The following is a 17,237-nucleotide window of genomic DNA, read 5'->3' on the forward strand; positions in this document are numbered from 1 at the left end:
GGGTGAGCGACGGGACTCGAACCCGCGACAGCCAGGATCACAACCTGGTGCTCTACCAACTGAACTACGCCCACCATTGCCTCGGCCACCGGTTTGACCCGGCTGCTTTGACGAAAGAGATACTAGCGCGAAAGTCGGTCAGGATGCCAATCGGCAGGTCAGGCGGGACCCAAGCCCTCTACGACGGCTGCGATCTCCGCGCTCGACGGTCCGGGCGCCGCGACAAATGCAGTGCCGCGGTAGTACTTGAGTTCGCGGATGGATTCCTTGATGTCGGCGAGCGCTCGGTGGGCGAGACCTTTTTCGGGCTGACCGAAGTAGATTCGCGGGTACCAGCGGCGGGAGAGTTCCTTGATGGAGCTGACGTCGATCATCCGGTAGTGCAGGTAGGTGTCCAGCGCCGTCATGTCGCGTGAGATGAACCCGCGGTCGGTGGCGATGGAATTACCTGCCAAGGGCGCCGTACCGGCGACGGGAACGTGTTTGCGGATGTACGCGAGCACTTCTTTCTCCGCCTCGGCGAGGGTGACCGTCGACTTTCGGACCTCTTCGGTCAGTCCCGACTTTGCATGCATCTTCTTCACGACGTCGGGCATGGCAGCCAACGCGTCGTCGTCGGCGTGGATGACGATGTCCACACCTTCGCCCAAGATGTTCAAGTCGCTGTCGGTCACCAGAGCCGCAATCTCGATGAGTTTGTCGGACTCGAGTCGCAGCCCGGTCATTTCACAATCGATCCATACCAATTTGTCCTGCACCAGGAACACAGTAGTGCGCGTGGGCGCGGGATAAGGTCTGCGGTGGAAACTCGGGTGCGTGCAGGACTGCGCTCGGGTGATGACAAGAACTTCGCCGCATTGCAACGAGGAGGGCTTTCGATGACCGTGGATCCGAAGGACGGAGCCGCGCCGCTGACGCCGGCGGAGAAGGCGAAAGCTGCAAAGGCCGCCGCTGCCGAAGCCGCTCGGATTGCCGCTGAAGCTGCGGCAGCTGCTGAGGAAGCGGAGAAGGAAGCTGCTGCCGCTGAGGCCGAAGCATCCGCAGGAGCCACCCCCGACACCCCCGCTGCCGCGACGCCGTCGGGTGCTGCAGCTGAAATCGCGGCGGGCTACTCATCCGAGGGGCGGGCACTCGAGCTCGGCTCGGTGGTGATCGACGGAGTGGCAGATCCCTCCGCGCGGGTGCGGATTCCGTTGGCGACGATCAACCGTCACGGCCTGATCGCCGGTGCGACGGGTACCGGCAAGACCAAGACGCTGCAGGGCATTGCCGAGCAGCTGTCCGCCGCGGGTGTGCCGGTCGTGATGGCCGACGTCAAGGGCGACCTCTCGGGGCTGTCGAAGGCGGGGGAACCAAGCGAAAAGATGAAGGCTCGCGCAGTCGAGACGGGCGACGATTCGTGGACTCCCGCTGGGATGCCGGTCGAGTTCTTGTCGTTGGGTACTGACGGAATCGGTATCCCGGTGCGCGCGACGATCACCAGCTTCGGGCCGATCCTACTCAGTAAAGTGTTGGGCCTCAACGAGACACAGGAATCGACTCTCGGACTGATCTTCCACTGGGCCGACACTCAGGGCCTCGCACTGCTGGACCTCAAGGATCTGCGTTCGGTCATCGCCCACCTGACGAGTACTGAGGGCAAGGCGGATCTGAAGGGTATCGGCGGAGTTTCCTCGGCTACGGCAGGAGTGATTCTGCGCGCGTTGGTCAACCTCGAAGCCGATGGCGGTGACACCTTCTTCGGCGAACCGGAACTCGAAACCGAGGATCTGCTGCGGGTCATCGGCGGTGCCGGTGTGATCACACTGTTCGAACTCGGTGCCCAGGCGGCTCGCCCGGCGATGTTCTCCACCTTCCTGATGTGGGTGCTCGCGGATCTGTTCCAGACGCTGCCGGAAGAGGGAGATCTGGACAAGCCGAAGCTGGTGTTCATCTTCGACGAGGCGCACCTTCTGTTCGCGGACGCGTCGAAGGCCTTCCTGCAGCAGGTCGAACAGACGGTCAAGCTGATTCGCTCGAAGGGCGTCGGCGTGTTCTTCTGCACGCAGCTTCCGACCGATATTCCCAATTCGGTTCTGTCGCAGTTGGGTGCGCGCGTCCAGCACGCTCTGCGTGCGTTCACGCCCGACGACCAGAAGGCACTCAACAAGACTGTCCGCACCTACCCGAAGACCGAGCACTACGACTTGGAGAAGGCGCTGACTTCACTCGGCATCGGTGAAGCCATCGTGACCGTGCTCTCGGAGAAGGGTGCGCCGACGCCGGTGGCCTGGACCAAGATTCGTCCTCCGAGGTCGCTGATGGACACCATCGGCAACGACGCGATCAAGGCGGCTGCGTCGTTGAGTCCCCTCAATCAGAAGTACGGCCAGACGATCGACCGCGAATCGGCGTACGAGAAGTTGACGGCGAAGGTGGCCGGTGCTCCGACGGCGGATCAGTCCCTGGATCTTCCGTCGCTACCCGACCTGCCGCCACCGCCGCCGGCCGAACCGGAGGGCCCCAATATCGCCGAGCAGATCTTGGGCAACTCGGCTGTCAAGAGTTTCCTGCGCTCCGCGGCTTCGGCTGCGGGACGGGAGATTTCGCGAAACATTTTCGGCACCGGTAGTCGCCGCAGGCGCTGAGGCTGAGACGCCCGCGAGGTCAGATACCGACCTCGCGGGCCAGCAGGTCGTTGATCGATTCGCGCCTGATCAACGGCCGCGCAATACCGCCGAGCACAGCGACGACGGGCGGCCGGCCGACGCTGTTGTAGGTGGACGCCATGCTGTGGTGGTAGGCGCCTGTACACGGCACTGCCAGCAGGTCGCCTTCGTGTAGGTCGGCGGGAAGCCTGGCGCCAACGGCGATTTCGTCGCCCGATTCGCAGTGCCGCCCGGCGACCGTGACCTCCTGGAGCGGTGCGCTCGAATGTCGGTTGACCAGTTCGACGTCGTAACGGCTGTCGTACAACGACACCCGCGGATTGTCGCTCATCCCGCCGTCGACGGAAACGAAGGTCCGTCCGCCGCTGATCGACTTGATGTTCTGTACGCGATAGAGCGTGACTCCGGCGCGCGCAGCGATCGCCCGGCCAGGTTCGAGCACGATTTCGGGGCGAGGGAAGCGGTTTCGGGTGCAGGCGTCGTCGAGACTGTCGTCGATGACGTGAGCGAGGCGAGTCAAATCCAGTTGGGCATCTCCCGGTAGGTACGCGATCCCGTGCCCCCCGCCGAGATCGAGTTCGGTGAGGATGATTCGGTGTGTGCGTCGAATGTCGTCCATCTGCGCGATCATCGTCTCGATCGCGGGGCGGAAGTGTTCGGGATCGGTGATCTGGGAGCCGAGATGGCAATGCAGGCCGATGAGTTGCAGGTGCGTCGCGGTGGCGACGACGGACACCGTACGTTCCAGTTCTTCGGAAAATGCTGGTAAACCGAACTTTTGGTCCAAGATGCCAGTGGACACCGCCTTGTGTCCGTGTATGTCGACGCCGGGTGTGACTCTGATCAGCACCTTCTGAGGGCGGGTGCACACCGACGCCAGGCGTACCGCTTCGCTGGGGGAGTCGAGGACAATTCGGCCGACACCGGCGTTGACTGCTGCTCTCAGTTCGGCAACCGATTTGGCGTTGCCGTGCAGGATGATTCGCTTCGGGTCCACGCCCGCGGCCAGAGCAATGGCAAGTTCACCGGCAGAACAGACGTCTACCCCGAGGCCCTCGTCGGAGACCCAGCTGGCCATCGCACGGATCATCAGTGCCTTGCCGGCGTACACGATCTCCGAGTCGGGGAAGATCTCTCGATACGTGCGGCAGCGGTGCCGCACGTCCGCCTCGTCGACAACGTACGTCGGTGTGCCGTACTGGTCCGCGATCTCTTCGAGGGAGACGTCGCCGATGCAGACACGCCCGCTTTGATCGTGGCGAGTGCTGATGGGCCACAACGCAGGATCCATACGAGGTGTCATTGCGCCGCGTAGGGAGGGGAAGATTTCGAGTAGCGTCACGTCGATCTCCTGAAGGTGACCCGCCGTGTTGCGGGCTACTTTCAGATCTACTCCTGACGATCGCCGGTGGGAGGAGTCTTGACGCTTACTTGACGCGCCGTCGAACGAGGTTGACGCGGCTCTGACGGCCTCGGCACTGTGCCCGTGGACTCACTGTGCCCGCCGCTTCCATCCGAGCCAACCGAGCACCACGAGCAAAGCCACCGCGGCGCCTCCGCCGATGACCGTCGATCTGTCGGCGGACACACCAACGGACGGAGTTCCGCCGGCACTCGGGGCGTAACCGGCGCCGTACACGGACTCGACCGCCGCTTGGATGTCGAACCCGGTTTCGGTGGCCGGTCCGCAGCTGTATCCCTCGTGTTCGGCGTCGACGTCGTACGGCGCCGAAACGAACATCAGTTGCTCGGTTCCGAGTACGTAGCTTGTGCCGCAACCGTTCCCGTTCGCGAGTGTCCCCACCGACGTCACCGACGCAAGATCGCCTTTGTAGACGCGGCTGACGTCGAACAGATAGGTGTCCTCGAACCCGTCCGAGGTTTTCTCCGTCGGAGTCCCCAGGAAGACAGTGCTGGAGACGCTCACTGCTTCTTCCGGTGAGGCCGATGACGCGCACGAGCACGCGTTCGCCGTCGCAGGCAGCAGTAAGGGCAACCCTCCGGTCACAAGAAGGATTGCCCCTACCGCCAGTGTTCGTCGCATCGCCATTAACCGACTATATGGTCTGCTATGGCGTGGTCTAAGAAGTTTGCGTGAATCAGCCGCCGAGCTTCTTGTAGAACGTGCCCACGATGGGCGCCACGACGGCGCGGGGGCTGTAGCCGCCGGCGACGGACATCGCCTTGCTCAAGATGCCCGGTACGACGCGCATCTTGTTCTCGGCCAGGCCGTCGAGCGAGACCTTGGCGGTGTACTCGCTCGAGATCCAGAAGAAGTCCGGAACGAGCTTGTCGACGATGGACGCTTCGGCCGGGTCCGGAGTTTCGGTCCGGACAGGGCCCGGGGCGAGGAGGGTCACGTTCACCCCGGTGCCCTTGAGTTCACCACGCAACGATTCCGCGAACGTGTTCACGAACGCCTTCGTGGCGGCGTACGTCGCGTTGTTGGGGATCGGCATGTTGCCGGCCGCGGAACCGACCATCAGGATCGCTCCGGACTTGCGGGCGAGCATGCCGGGCAGCACTGCCAGGGTGAGGTCGTGAACCGCGACGGCGTTGAGCTCGACCTGGTCACGCTCGTACGCCGGGTCCAGCTCGGCGATCGGGCCGAAGGTGGCGATCCCGGCGTTGTTGCACAGGATGCTGATGTCGCGGCCACCGAGCTCCTCGACGAGAACGGCACGCGCCGCGCTGTCGGAGAGGTCCGATGCACGGACTTCCACCTCGACGCCGTGTGCGGCGCGAAGCTTCTCGGCGAGGACCTCCATGACCTCGCCGCGACGGGCGACGAGGATCAGGGAGTGTCCGCGTGATGCCAGATCAGCGGCCAGTGCCTCTCCGATGCCGGAGGAGGCGCCGGTCACGACGGCGCGGGCTGTGGTTGTGGGTGTCGGCAGGCTCACAATCAGTCAGCGTAGCCGGTCAGATCTTCGCGGCCAGTCGTGTGCCCTGTTCGATGGCACGCTTGGCGTCGAGTTCTCCTGCCACATCGGCGCCGCCGATGATGTGGGTCACCACACCCGCGACGGTCAGTTCGTCCACGAGGTCGCGAACCGATTCCTGCCCGGCGCAGATGACGATGGTGTCGACCTCGAGGAGTCGGGGCTTCTCGTGCTTCTCACCGAACGTGATGTGCAGACCGGCGTCATCGATGCGCTCGTAGTTGACGCCCGAGAGTTCGTGCACGCCCTTGTTCTTGAGGGCTGCCCGGTGGACCCAGCCCGTGGTCTTCGCGAGTCCGGCACCGATGCGTCCGGGCTTGCGCTGGAGGAGGTAGACCTCACGTTCGGAGAGTTCCGGTACCGGTGTGGTGAGCGCGCCCGGCGCCATCTCGGGTTCGGTGACGCCCCATTCCTGCTTCCACTCCTTCAGATGAAGGGTGGGGGAGGTCGGATGGGTGAGGAATTCACTGACGTCGACGCCGATGCCGCCGGCACCGATGACGGCGACGGACTTACCGACCGGCTTGCCCTCTCGGACGACCTCGGCGTAAGTCAGCACCTTCGGGTTGTCGATGCCGGGGATCTTGGGAACGCGCGGTGTCACTCCGGTGGCAACCACCACTTCGTCGAAAGAGCCGATGAGATCTGCTGGTGCGACGCGGGTTTCGAGCTTGACGGTCACTCCGGCGACGTCCAGCATGCGCGTGTAGTAGCGAATGGTTTCGGCGAACTCTTCTTTGCCGGGAATGAGTTGTGCGATCCCGAACTGTCCGCCGATCTTGTCCGAAGCCTCGAACAACGTGACCGAATGACCACGCTGAGCAAGATGGAGTGCCGCGGAAAGTCCGGCGGGGCCGGCGCCGACGACGGCGAGGTTCTTGGTCCGCCGAGTGGGGGAGAGGATCAGTGTGGTCTCGCGGCCCGCGCGCGGGTTGAGCAGGCAGGAGACCTGCTTGTGCACAAATGCGTGGTCGAGGCACGCCTGGTTGCAGGCGATGCACGTGTTGATCTCGTCGGAGGCTCCGCGCTCGGCCTTATTCACCCAGTCGGGATCGGCGAGCATCGGCCGGGCCATGGAAATCAATTGTGCGTCACCGCGGTTGAGGATCTCTTCCGCAGTCTCAGGCATGTTGATCCGGTTCGAGGCCGCTACCGGAATGTCGACGTGCTTCTCGAGCTTGCCGGTGATGTCCACGAAGGCTGCTCGGGGAACCGAGGTGACGATGGTGGGCACCCGTGACTCGTGCCACCCGATGTCGGTGTTGATGATCGTGGCGCCGGCAGCTTCGACTTCCTTTGCCAGTGAGACGATTTCATCCCAGGTCTGACCACCCTCGACCAAGTCTGCCATGGACAACCGGAACACGATGATGAAGTTCGGGCCGACAGCCTTGCGTGTGCGTCGCACGATCTCGACAGCAAGGCGTCGACGGTTCTCGGAACTACCGCCCCACTGGTCGGTGCGCTTGTTCGTGCGCCCGCAGAGGAACTGGTTGATGAAGTAGCCCTCACCGCCCATGATTTCGACGCCGTCGTAACCCGCGGACTTGGCCAGGCGCGCGCAGCGAATGTAGTTGCGAATCTGCCAACGCACCCCGCGGCCGGTCAGCTTGCGCGGACGGAACGGGTTGATGGGCGCCTTGATCGACGACGCGGACACACTGAACGGCTGATAGCTGTATCGGCCCGCGTGCAGGATCTGCATAGCGATCTTCCCGCCCGCGTCGTGAACCGCCTTGGTGATCCGGCGGTGACGGCGCGCTTCGACGTGGTTGGTCAGCTTGGCGCCGAACGGCAACAGCCAACCGGTGCGGTTCGGTGCGTACCCGCCGGTGATGATCAGACCCACACCGCCACGTGCGCGTTCGGCGAAGTACTCGGCCAAGCGGTCGGTGTCCTTCGCGCGATCCTCGAGGCCGGTGTGGATTGATCCCATGACGACGCGGTTCTTCAGCGTCGTGAATCCGAGGTCGAGCGGTTCGAGCAGGCGGGGGAACTGTGTATCCGTCATGGCTGGGAAATTCCTTCCGTGGCGTTCTCGCCAGTGGCTACGGAGGCGGGCTCGCCAGCGGCTTCGGTGGCGGGCTCGCCAGTGGGCAATGCGTCCAGAACTTCTTGGCACCAGTCGGTGAAGCCTTCTTCGACGCGGATGCCGCCGCGAAGTACGAGGTACTGATGCAGCGAAGAGCCGGAAAGTGCTGCTGGATTGGGGAAGTCACGCTTCTCGATGAGTCGGTAGACGTCGAGGCGGGCGGCGTGGCCGTCGCGGTGGCGAGCGACTTCGCGTCGTAGAGCGGGAAGATCGGCGTGCGCTGCGGCCCTGATCTTGATGGCCAACTCGTTGCGCAGGTGGTTCGGTTCGGACGGCTCGGCGATCCATCGGGTCAGTTCGGCGCGGCCGGCGTCGCTGACGCGGTACATCTTCTTGTCCGGGCGGCCGTCTTGCGCAATGGCCTCCACCTCCACCCAGCCGGCCTCGTCCATTCGCTTGAGGACTCGGTAGATCTGCTGGTGCGTCGCGCTGTGGAAGAAACCGATCGACTTGTCGAACCGGCGTGTGAGGTCGTATCCCGACGCATCCTGTTCGGAAAGGGAGACGAGCAACGCATGTTCGAGTGCCATGTAAAAAGTATCTATGCACTCAGGTGCGTATGCAACTAAGTGCGTACTAACTCGGGTGCATAGAACGCCCTGTATGTCGACCTCGGAGAGAGGCGCCGAGTCGCCTGCGCACAGTTAGGCTTCGCCGTATGAGCGCCGAGTCCACAAGCACGCAGGCCGAGCCACCCGCAGGCATCGGTGGTGCGGCCACGAAGAGTCAAGTGTTCGCGTGGGGGCTGTGGGATTGGGGATCGGCCGCATTCAACGCCGTGATCCTCACGTTCGTCTTCTCGGTCTATCTCACCGACGCGGTCGGCGACGACCTGCCCGGCACGATTTCGGCAACTACATGGCTCAGTTGGGCTCTCGGAATTGCCGGCTTCTTCATCGCCATACTCGCTCCGATCACCGGACAGCGTTTCGATGCGTCGGGCAAACGCAAACTCTCGCTCGCGATACTTACCGGCATCACCGTGCTCTCGATGGCGGGCCTCTACTTCGTCGAAGACAACTACCGTTACCTATGGCTCGGATTGGTACTGCTCGCAATCGGTTCGGTGATCTTCGAGCTTGCCGGCGTGCCGTACAACGCCATGATGCGGCAGGTGTCGACACCGGAGAATCTGGGTAGAGTCTCCGGCTTCGGCTGGGCTATGGGATATTTCGGCGGAATCGTGCTGCTGTTGCTGTGTTACTTCGGGTTCATCGTCGGCGACGGCGACACTCGGGGATTCCTGGGATTGACCACCGACGGCGGTATGAACATCCGGATGGTGGCACTGCTGGCCGCAGTATGGTTCGCGATTTTTGCGATCCCGGTATTCTTCAAGGTTCCCGAGTTGCCCAGCCCCGCGGTCGATCCGGGCGCGTCGAAGGCCGGATTCCTCGACTCCTATCGGGTGTTGTGGCGGGATCTGCGTGAACTCTGGAACGTCGACAGGCGCACGATCTGGTACCTGATCGCGAGCGCACTCTTCCGCGACGGACTCGCGGGTGTGTTCACCTTCGGAGCCGTGCTGGCCGTCAACGTCTACGGAATCAGCGCAGCAGATGTCCTGCTGTTCGGTGTTGCCGCCAACGTGATTTCCGCGATCGGCGCCTTGGTGGCCGGACGCTTCGACGATCGGATCGGACCCAAGCAGGTCATCACCGTCTCGCTCGCGTCGATGATCGTGGTCGGCGCGATATTGATCGCGGTGTCAGGGCCTGTGATGTTCTGGATCTTCGGACTCGCGCTCTGCCTGTTCGTCGGACCTGCTCAGTCGTCGGCTCGAACATTCTTGGCGCGCATCACCCCGCCCGGGCGTGAAGGTCAGATGTTCGGCCTGTATGCGACAACAGGCCGAGCAGTGTCGTTCCTCGCGCCGACACTGTTCGGCCTGTTCGCCTGGCTCTTCGGCGCCGACCGCGCCGGCATCATCGGACTGCTGGTAGTGCTCGGTGTCGGCCTCGCCGCCCTGTCGATGGTCAAGGCGCCGGAAGGGGACAGTGCGGTGGTTGTCAGTCCTTGAAGTAGACCAACTGGTGTGTCGTAGCGAGCAATGCGCCGTCACTGCCCCAGATTTCGGCCGACTGATCGAAGTACCCGTTGCCGAACCGCTGAGTCCGCGCGGTGCCCAGGACTGAATTGTCCGCCTGTTCGGTCAGTGCCTGAGTGTCGGCGTGGAAGTAGATGGTCATCGAGACCGTTCCGGCCGGTGCCATCTTGCCTCGGCGCAGGAAAACTCGCGGGAAGAAGACGTCGCACAGTGCGGTCAACGACGTGTAGTCGAGAGCGCGTGTCGGCTGATCGCGCACCCAGAGCGTCGTAGTCGAGTCGGGGTGCTCGCCCGACTCCAGGTCGGGGATCGCACCTTCGACAAACCGCATCTCGTAGTTCTGCGCCCAGGCGATGAACTCGGGGAACGGCAGCAGTGCAACGTCTTCGGCCGACGGAACCTCCGGCATCGTGATCTCGGTCGACGACCACGTCTCACGCCTCGTGCCGAACACTGCCGTCGCGGTGGTGGCGACGGTGCCGTCCTGAGACAGTTCGATCGACCAGTGCTGCGTCGAGCGGTTCGTGCGCACCGGGCGGGCGGAGATCTCGAAAGCGCCCTCGGTGATCGGACCGGCAAAGTTGACGGTCAACGACAGCGGATCGCCCAGTCGCTCGGGGTGCTTCAATACCGATTCGAGCAACGTGGCAGCAGTGACGCCGCCGAAAGGTCCGACCATGTTGTTGTACGCCGCATTGGTTTCGCCGGTCGACAAACCGGCGGTGAGCGACGTCAATCCGACAGCAGCGTCAAAAGGATGGGGTGGTGCAACGGTCTCGGTCATCGCAGAACTCCTGGTGGTGGAATCAATTCGGCTCTATGTATGACAACATACATAGAGCCGAATTCGTCGCTACGATCAGGATCCTGCACGCGCGAGGATCGCCTCGGCCAACTCTTCGGCCCGCTCTTCCGGAATCCAGTGACTTCCGCCGTCGAGGATGACGAACTCGTAGGGAGCGTCGACGAATTCACCACAGCGTTCTGCGCCTGCGCGGCCGAGCGCCGAGTCGCCGGTGCTCCAGACGTACGTGGTCGGCACCGTGGTGCGATCGATGTCGCCGAAGTCGCGGGTCATCGCGCGGTACCAGTTCAAGGCGCCGGTCAGCGCGCCCTCCCCGCTCAGGACACGAATGTGCTCGTCGGCGAATTCAGGATCGATCTGTCCGTCGAACATAGCGCGTAGTCGGCGGAAGTTGTCCTCCGACAACACTTCCTCGGCCTTGCCCTCCTGCCGGAGAAGGCCGATGTACGACGAGCGTTGCTTCTGGTCCTCGTCCTCGCGTAATGCCCAGCCGAAAGCTGTGGGGTGGGGGACCGAGATCGCGGTAAGGCTGCGGATCCGGTTCGGATGGCGGCCGGCGACCTGCCAGGCCACCGCCGAACCCCAGTCGTGGCCGACAAGATGTGCGTCTGGCAGACCGAGTGCGTCGAGCAATCCGACGACGTCGGCTACCAGGTGCTCAATGCGGTAGGCGTCCACACCTTCCGGGCGTGCGCCGGCGGAGTATCCGCGCTGATTCGGTGCGATCACGCGGTATCCCGCAGCGGTCAGTAGCGGCGTGACCTTGCCCCAGGATGCGGCGCTCTCCGGGAAGCCGTGCAGCGCTACCAGCGGAATACCGTCGTCCGGGCCCGAGATCAGTACGTCGAAGGTGAGGTCGCCAACGGGGATTTCGAATGTACTCGTGGAAGACATGGCTCTCACCGTACGTCGAAAAGGTGAACCCGAGGTCAGTTTCGAGGTGGATTCCAGGTGGCCATTCCGAGCATGATGATCCGCAGCTGCTTCTCTGCTCGTGTGATGACGGCGGCTTCGTCGCGATATCCGGCAGTCCCGGCGTCCAGGAGTTCGACGACGGCACCGAACATCGTCGAGACGATCAGATCGGCGGCCATTTCCAGATCGTCCGACGACCAGCTTTCGAGTCCGGGAATTCTGGACAGATCGAGGGTCAATTCGCTGACGAACAACCGCATTTCGGTGGCTATCGCGCGTCGCACCTCGCTGACGCCGCTGTAGCGTTCACGGCAGAGGAATCGAAACTGTCGTTCGTGTGTATGCACCTGTCGCACAAGGATACCCAGTGACGTAGTGGCGTCCTTCGTACTGGGGTTGCGCCTGGCGTCGCGCAGCATCTGACGCAACATGCGCATGCTTTCCTCGACGAGGACAACGCCGAGATCTTCCAGTGAAGCGAAGTGGCGATAGAACGCAGTCGGAACGATCCCGGCTTCCCTGGCGACCTCTCGCAAGCTGATTCCGGCGAAGCCTCGGTCGGCCGAGAGGTCCATTGCCGTGTCCAAGAGGGATTGGCGCGTGCGCTCCTTTTTGGCGGCACGGCTTTCCGGTTCCCTGTTGTCGGGTTCCCTGTTCTCTGGGTTCACCGGTCCGGCCTTCGTCACGACGTCGAGTGTAGGTACAGGCATCCCGGCTCCTTTCGGCAACTCGTGTAACTCGGGTCACATTCTTGTTGACATGTACTTGTGTGCACCTGTCACACTATCTTCGGTGAACATTTGTACACTGAATTCACGCAGTCGGGGGAAGCCAGCCCGGCAAACGATTTACCCGGCAATCGAAACACGAGGAGGGTCATGACAATCGCATCTGCTCCTGAGAACACGACACCGAAGCCCGCATCTCGGCGCGGACTGTCCTTGGTGGGACTGATCGAAGCCATGGCCGCCCCACATCAGATCGATCGCTACCTCGAGCTGATCAACCCGATGGCGACCGTTCGTGACATTCGCGCACAGGTTGTTTCCGTCGACCACCCGACCGCAGACTCCGTCACGCTGACGCTGCGTCCGACTCGCCAGTGGCGTGGATTTCAGGCGGGCCAGTTCGTGCAGTTGGGCGTGGTGATCGACGGTATTCGTCACACTCGGTGCTACTCGCCGGCCGGGGGCGCGTCTACGCGCAACGGGCTGATCGAGCTGACCGTGAAGGCTCATCCGGGTGGATTGGTGTCGCAGTATCTGTACGCCAACGCTGCGCCGGGACTTGTAGTCAGTCTTTCGCAGGCAGACGGGGTGTTTTCCCTCCCGGTCGACCGCCCGCGTCGGGTGTTGCTGATCAGTGGTGGCAGTGGAATCACCCCGGTGATGTCGATGCTGCGGACGCTCGTGGACGAGGAGCATTCGGGCGAGATCGTGTTCGTGCACTACGCGAACACCGATGCCGACGTGGCATACACGCGCGCCCTGAAAACCATCGCCGAGCAGAACTCGAACGTGAAACTGGTACTCGTGTACACCGAAAGCGGTGGAGGTGATCTCGAAGGTTTCTTCGACCGTGGGCACCTCGACGCGGTGGCCCCGTGGATCGCTGATCCGGAAACGGTCGACGCCCAGGCTTATCTCTGTGGGCCTCCCGGACTGATGCGGGGAGTGCGCGAGGTGTTCCGTGAGGTCGACGTCGAGCACTTGCTCCATACCGAGGAGTTCGCACCCGCGGTGGCCGAGCCGGGTGAGGCCGGCGGCGAGGTGTCATTCACCAAAAGTGGAGTGGCAGCCGAGAACTCCGGCGAAACACTGCTCGAACAAGCAGAAGCTGCGGGCCTCAATCCCGAATACGGATGCCGGATGGGAATCTGCTTCTCCTGCACCTCCGTCAAGAAGGCGGGTCGTACCCGCAACGTGCGCACCGGTGAGACCGACGACGAGCCGGACAAGAAGATCCAGCTGTGCGTCAGCGCTCCCGTCGGCGACGTCACCGTCGACATCTGAAGTCCCATTTTTCTCTCGACTGTCTGGAGACCGACATGTTTGGACTTTCACTTCCCACCCTCCCTTTCCTCGGCAACGGTTCCGATGCGAAGAACGACGCTCCTGTTGTCCTGACGTACGAGCAGGTCGAGGAGATCGGCCGCGAGTTGGACGCACTGCGTGATCGCACCGTCGCCTCACTCGGTGCTGAGGATCGGGAGTACATCTACAAGATCATCAAGGCGCAGCGTGGTTTCGAGGTCGCGGGTCGCGGCTTGATGTACCTCGGCTTCCTCCCCCCGGTATGGCTCGCGGCCGTCGGTGCATTGAGTGTGTCGAAGATTCTCGACAACATGGAGATCGGCCACAACGTCATGCACGGTCAATACGACTGGATGCGTGAACCCGGGCTCAATTCCGAAGTCTTCGAATGGGATACGGTGTGCCCGGCCGACCAGTGGCGCCACTCGCACAACTACATGCACCACACGTACACCAACATTCTCGGCAAAGACCGCGACATCGGATACGGCATCCTGCGTATTGACGACGCGCAGAAGTGGAACCCCTATTACCTCGGTAATCCGGTCTGGGCTTTTGCCTTGATGGTGCTCTTCGAGTGGGGCGTGATGATGCACGACCTCGAGATCGAGAACGTCATCCAAGGTAAACGCAAGTGGCACGACGTCAAGCCGTTACTCAAGGGTTGGTGGAACAAGGCAGGCAAGCAGGTCCTCAAGGACTACGTCATCTTCCCGGTTCTCACGGGACCGCTGTTCGTGACCACTCTGGCGGGCAACGTCACCGCCAACCTGGTGCGAAACGTGTGGACCTTCTCGATCATCTTCTGTGGCCATTTCCCCACCGGCGTCCAGAGCTTCACCGAGGACGAGACGGCTGACGAGACTCGCGGTCAGTGGTATGTCCGGCAGATGCTCGGCAGTGCCAACATCGAGGGAAGCCCGCTCTTCCACATCATGTCCGGCAACCTCTCGCACCAGATCGAGCATCACCTGTTCCCGGACTTGCCTGCGCATCGTTATCCGGAACTGGCTCCCGAGGTGAAAGAATTGTGTGTGAAGTACGGTTTGCCGTACAACACCGGTGGGTTCTTCAAGCAGATCGGTTCGGTGTGGGGCAAGATCTTCAAGCTCGCTCTGCCGCCCGGTGTGGTCAAGTCGAAGACCCCTCCCGGTGTTATCGTCGAGCGCCAGCGAACAGCAGCCTGAGAGGCACACTTTGATGGTCGGGAAATTCGAACGCCGCAAGGACACCGTCCAGGAGTTGACGGAAAGTGCAGCCAACCACGTCGGCTCCATCGCGATGATCATCGCCGGGGCAGTTCGAGACGTGACGCGCGAGATCGGTGACTGGGTGTCCGACGGTATCGAGATGCGAGAAGCGGCGAAAAAAGCTGCGGCTGACGATCGTTCGGAATCCGTGACTATCGAACACGACGACACCGATCCGCCTGAAGACTGGCGTTGATCCGATTGCGCCGTATCCGTTCGGCGTGACCGACGACGTTGCCCTCCGTCCTTTGTGGCGGAGGGCAACGTCGGTTTCATGGACTGCATACCGATCAATGGCGGTGAATCAGCCACTCATCAGTGGGAGATGCTAAGCAGCGCTCCCGAGACTCGCCGAGTCGAAGCTGCCGAGCCCGGTGCTACCGAGCCCGCTGCTGCCGACCCCGCCCAAAGCGAGCGCGTTGCTGCTGCCCGCGCTCAGTAGCTGGACGATGATATTGATGACGATGGGGTCGCCGGTGAGCGGGATTGTAGGCACAGGGAGACCTGCTTTCTGTTTCGAAATGTGGTGAGAATGTGAGCGGCGACGGGATCGTCGACGTAGTCAGGACGGCTTTTTCAGGCACTTCCGGTGCTGCCGAGCGACACGATCGAGCCGTTGCCGAAGCCGAGTGCCCTGGAGAGCGAGCCGAAGTCGATAACCAGGCTGCCCTGGGTGTGCGGGTTTATCACGGTGATTCCTGTCTGCGCCGCGACGTTGTGGTGCGAGCGGGTAAGTCGATCAGGGAGCAGGCGTCGTGGGAGTTTCGCCGCCGCCGCCGATCGGAGAGTTGTCGGTGTAGAGGAAGCTGCTGCCCGCGTTGAACATCTGAAGGACGGTGTTCAAGACGACGGCCAAAGCGCCTGTGGTTGGTGCGGCGATCATGTGCTGGCTCCTGGTTTCAGCGATGGCGACATGGTGGTCACCGTGGTCACCGCCCTCACAGTGTCAGGCGGCTTGGAGCGGGCCCCGTGCGAGAGAATCTCGCACGGGGCCCGCGATTCGTCCTAGGAGACGCCGCCGCCATCCGTCGAGCCCGTGCCGGTGCTGCCCGCGTTGAAGAGCTGCAGGATGGTGTCGAAGAAGGCACCGAGGAGAGCGTTGTCCTGGCCGTTGATCATGTGGTTCCCCTTAATTGTTACTGGTTTGCGCGGTGATTCGCACCACACTTTTATAGCCCGGCTCGGTGCGGAAAAGTGGGGTCGAGGCCACCATTCGTGGAGAGCTAATAGTGAGGGTGTGAGTGTTCACACTTTCGCTGGACGGTTGTCCACATCAGTGCTGGCGAAAGAAAGCGAGATCATCGCAGCGCGCAGTTTGAGCAGCTCAGAGGGTAGAGCCGGATCCAATCCGGTCAGGGCGGCGATGCGCTTGATCCGGTTGTCGACGGTGTTCGTGTGCAGGCCCAGTGCCGAGGCGGTGCGCTGGCGGTGCTGGCCGTTCGCGAGATGTATGGACAGTGTCTGCAACAGTTCCGGATTGCCGTGGAGTGGCTTGAGTAGGTTGATCAAGCTGTCGCGGCCCGCGCCGCTTCGCGTCAGTTGGTACTCGAGCGCGAGGTCCTCCATCCGGTATGACCGCGCCGGCAGTCTCAGGCGCCGCACGAGTTGCGCCAATTCATGTGTTGTTGCCTGGGCGGCGGCGATGTCTCCGACGGCGGCACTCTCGCCGATGGCCGTGATCTCCACCCCGACCGTTGCACGTGCACTTTGGATGATCTCGCACACCGATTTCCAGTCGGGAGTGCCCTCGATCAGGACCAGACCACGTTGCGGTGCAGGCGCTTCGAGCAGTGCCGAGCCGAAATGAGCCGCGATCTTTGCCTGAACCACCGTGAGATCGCGATAGGCCTGTATGCGCTGGTGCGTGCCGTTGCGGGCTCCTGTTCGCGTGGGTGGCAGGTTCACCATCAGTCGTAGGACGAGATAGCGGGGTGCGAGTTCAATGCCCATCTGGAGCGCGAGTTGGGTGGGATCGTCGCCGTCCAGCATCGCTTTCACGAGGGCGCCGGCGGAGTATTCGCCGAGTTGGGAACCGGCCGGAAGAGCCGCGAGATAGCTGATCGAGATGAACGAGTGAAGCCGCTGCGCCAGTGCAAACAAGAACTCGTTGAGATCGCCGAGATTGGCGGAGTCCCCGGCGTCGGCTCGACTGAGGATGAGGGTGCGAAAAGTGCTGATGCCCTCGTTCGTCAGGCTGAGAATTGCGCTGAGTGGCACGCCTTTCAGTGCTTGTTGGACGGTCATGGTGTGAATGCCGTCCAGGTCTTGGTCGGTGGGGAGTTTGCGGTGATCCAATAGCTGGATCCCTACTTGAAGCCCCTGCACGATTACCGCGATCAACTCCCGACGTACTGCCTCCGTTTGGAGGGAAGTCAACGTCGGGTTGGCGCGGGACAAGTGATCTACGAGATCGCTTGCCAGTGGGATGACGTCATTGACCGCTGTGGAGGCGGGCTTGCCTCCCAGCATGAGCGGTCCCGGGTTGTTCAGCAGCGCTGGGGACAT

General features: G+C 62.6%; 17 protein-coding genes and 1 tRNA gene. 5 read left to right on the forward strand and 13 right to left on the reverse strand.

Annotated elements, in window-relative coordinates; all coding sequences use genetic code 11:
* Position 1 precedes the first annotated feature (1 nt).
* Both ACFWEM_RS24710 and orn read right to left on the reverse strand, forming a co-directional pair.
* A tRNA-His gene (locus ACFWEM_RS24710) sits at positions 2-74 on the reverse strand.
* A gap of 84 nt (positions 75-158) precedes the next feature.
* Entirely contained in the window at positions 159-758 is a 600-nt protein-coding gene (gene orn / locus ACFWEM_RS24715; protein WP_024487359.1) for an oligoribonuclease, read from the reverse strand.
* Positions 759-878: 120 nt separating this feature from the next.
* Here orn and ACFWEM_RS24720 point away from each other — a divergent pair, with 120 nt between their 5' ends.
* The gene (locus ACFWEM_RS24720; protein WP_378538531.1) at positions 879-2,627 is read left to right on the forward strand and encodes a helicase HerA-like domain-containing protein; all 1,749 of its coding nucleotides are present in this window, start codon (positions 879-881) and stop codon (positions 2,625-2,627) included.
* Positions 2,628-2,646: 19 nt separating this feature from the next.
* Here ACFWEM_RS24720 and lysA read toward each other — a convergent pair whose 3' ends face one another.
* The 5 genes from lysA to ACFWEM_RS24745 all read right to left on the reverse strand — a co-directional run bounded on the left by lysA (position 2,647) and on the right by ACFWEM_RS24745 (position 8,212).
* Positions 2,647-3,990 (reverse strand): diaminopimelate decarboxylase, encoded by a 1,344-nt coding sequence (gene lysA, locus ACFWEM_RS24725; protein WP_378537884.1) that lies wholly within the window; start codon positions 3,988-3,990, stop codon positions 2,647-2,649.
* 150 nt (positions 3,991-4,140) lie between these two features.
* On the reverse strand, positions 4,141-4,575 hold the full coding sequence (locus ACFWEM_RS24730; RefSeq protein WP_378537886.1) for a hypothetical protein: 435 nt from the start codon (positions 4,573-4,575) through the stop codon (positions 4,141-4,143).
* 172 nt (positions 4,576-4,747) lie between these two features.
* On the reverse strand, positions 4,748-5,551 hold the full coding sequence (gene cmrA, locus ACFWEM_RS24735) for a mycolate reductase (protein WP_019749133.1): 804 nt from the start codon (positions 5,549-5,551) through the stop codon (positions 4,748-4,750).
* Positions 5,552-5,570: 19 nt separating this feature from the next.
* Positions 5,571-7,601 carry an FAD-dependent oxidoreductase gene (locus ACFWEM_RS24740; protein ID WP_378537889.1) on the reverse strand — a complete coding sequence of 677 codons (2,031 nt, stop codon included), beginning with the start codon at positions 7,599-7,601 and terminating at the stop codon, positions 5,571-5,573.
* Positions 7,598-8,212 carry a PadR family transcriptional regulator gene (locus ACFWEM_RS24745; protein ID WP_378537892.1) on the reverse strand — a complete coding sequence of 205 codons (615 nt, stop codon included), beginning with the start codon at positions 8,210-8,212 and terminating at the stop codon, positions 7,598-7,600. Before ACFWEM_RS24745 ends, ACFWEM_RS24740 begins: the two co-directional genes overlap by 4 nt.
* A 128-nt stretch (positions 8,213-8,340) precedes the next feature.
* Here ACFWEM_RS24745 and ACFWEM_RS24750 point away from each other — a divergent pair, with 128 nt between their 5' ends.
* A complete protein-coding gene (locus ACFWEM_RS24750) occupies positions 8,341-9,702 on the forward strand; it encodes an MFS transporter (protein ID WP_378537894.1) in 1,362 nt (453 codons plus the stop codon).
* Here the strand turns inward: ACFWEM_RS24750 and ACFWEM_RS24755 are convergent.
* The 3 genes from ACFWEM_RS24755 to ACFWEM_RS24765 form a co-directional block, all read right to left on the reverse strand.
* Entirely contained in the window at positions 9,692-10,513 is an 822-nt protein-coding gene (locus ACFWEM_RS24755) for an acyl-CoA thioesterase (protein WP_378537896.1), read from the reverse strand. The genes ACFWEM_RS24750 and ACFWEM_RS24755 overlap by 11 nt on opposite strands.
* 75 nt (positions 10,514-10,588) lie before the next feature.
* The gene (locus ACFWEM_RS24760; protein ID WP_378537898.1) at positions 10,589-11,428 is read right to left on the reverse strand and encodes an alpha/beta fold hydrolase; all 840 of its coding nucleotides are present in this window, start codon (positions 11,426-11,428) and stop codon (positions 10,589-10,591) included.
* Positions 11,429-11,463: 35 nt separating this feature from the next.
* Positions 11,464-12,159: a TetR family transcriptional regulator gene (locus ACFWEM_RS24765; protein WP_378449690.1), complete on the reverse strand. Its 696-nt coding sequence runs from the start codon at positions 12,157-12,159 to the stop codon at positions 11,464-11,466.
* A gap of 168 nt (positions 12,160-12,327) precedes the next feature.
* Between ACFWEM_RS24765 and ACFWEM_RS24770 the strand changes: the two genes are divergently transcribed.
* The 3 genes from ACFWEM_RS24770 to ACFWEM_RS24780 are packed head-to-tail and all read left to right on the forward strand — an operon-like array spanning position 12,328 to position 14,928.
* The gene (locus ACFWEM_RS24770) at positions 12,328-13,461 is read left to right on the forward strand and encodes a ferredoxin reductase (protein WP_378537900.1); all 1,134 of its coding nucleotides are present in this window, start codon (positions 12,328-12,330) and stop codon (positions 13,459-13,461) included.
* A gap of 35 nt (positions 13,462-13,496) precedes the next feature.
* Entirely contained in the window at positions 13,497-14,669 is a 1,173-nt protein-coding gene (locus ACFWEM_RS24775; protein WP_378537902.1) for a fatty acid desaturase family protein, read from the forward strand.
* A 13-nt stretch (positions 14,670-14,682) separates the two neighbouring features.
* A complete protein-coding gene (locus tag ACFWEM_RS24780; protein WP_283304040.1) occupies positions 14,683-14,928 on the forward strand; it encodes a hypothetical protein in 246 nt (81 codons plus the stop codon).
* A 132-nt stretch (positions 14,929-15,060) separates the two neighbouring features.
* Here the strand turns inward: ACFWEM_RS24780 and ACFWEM_RS24785 are convergent, their stop codons facing one another.
* The 3 genes from ACFWEM_RS24785 to ACFWEM_RS24795 all read right to left on the reverse strand — a co-directional run bounded on the left by ACFWEM_RS24785 (position 15,061) and on the right by ACFWEM_RS24795 (position 17,237).
* Positions 15,061-15,228 (reverse strand): hypothetical protein, encoded by a 168-nt coding sequence (locus ACFWEM_RS24785; protein WP_003945367.1) that lies wholly within the window; start codon positions 15,226-15,228, stop codon positions 15,061-15,063.
* Between the two features lie 243 nt (positions 15,229-15,471).
* Positions 15,472-15,615, reverse strand: a complete 144-nt coding sequence (locus ACFWEM_RS24790) for a hypothetical protein (RefSeq protein WP_003945326.1) — start codon at positions 15,613-15,615, stop codon at positions 15,472-15,474.
* 362 nt (positions 15,616-15,977) lie between these two features.
* Positions 15,978-17,237, reverse strand: a complete 1,260-nt coding sequence (locus ACFWEM_RS24795; RefSeq protein WP_378449693.1) for a PucR family transcriptional regulator — start codon at positions 17,235-17,237, stop codon at positions 15,978-15,980.

Origin of the sequence: Rhodococcus sp. NPDC060176, assembly GCF_042728675.1 — a bacterium.
Classification (GTDB): Bacteria; Actinomycetota; Actinomycetes; order Mycobacteriales; family Mycobacteriaceae; genus Rhodococcus_F.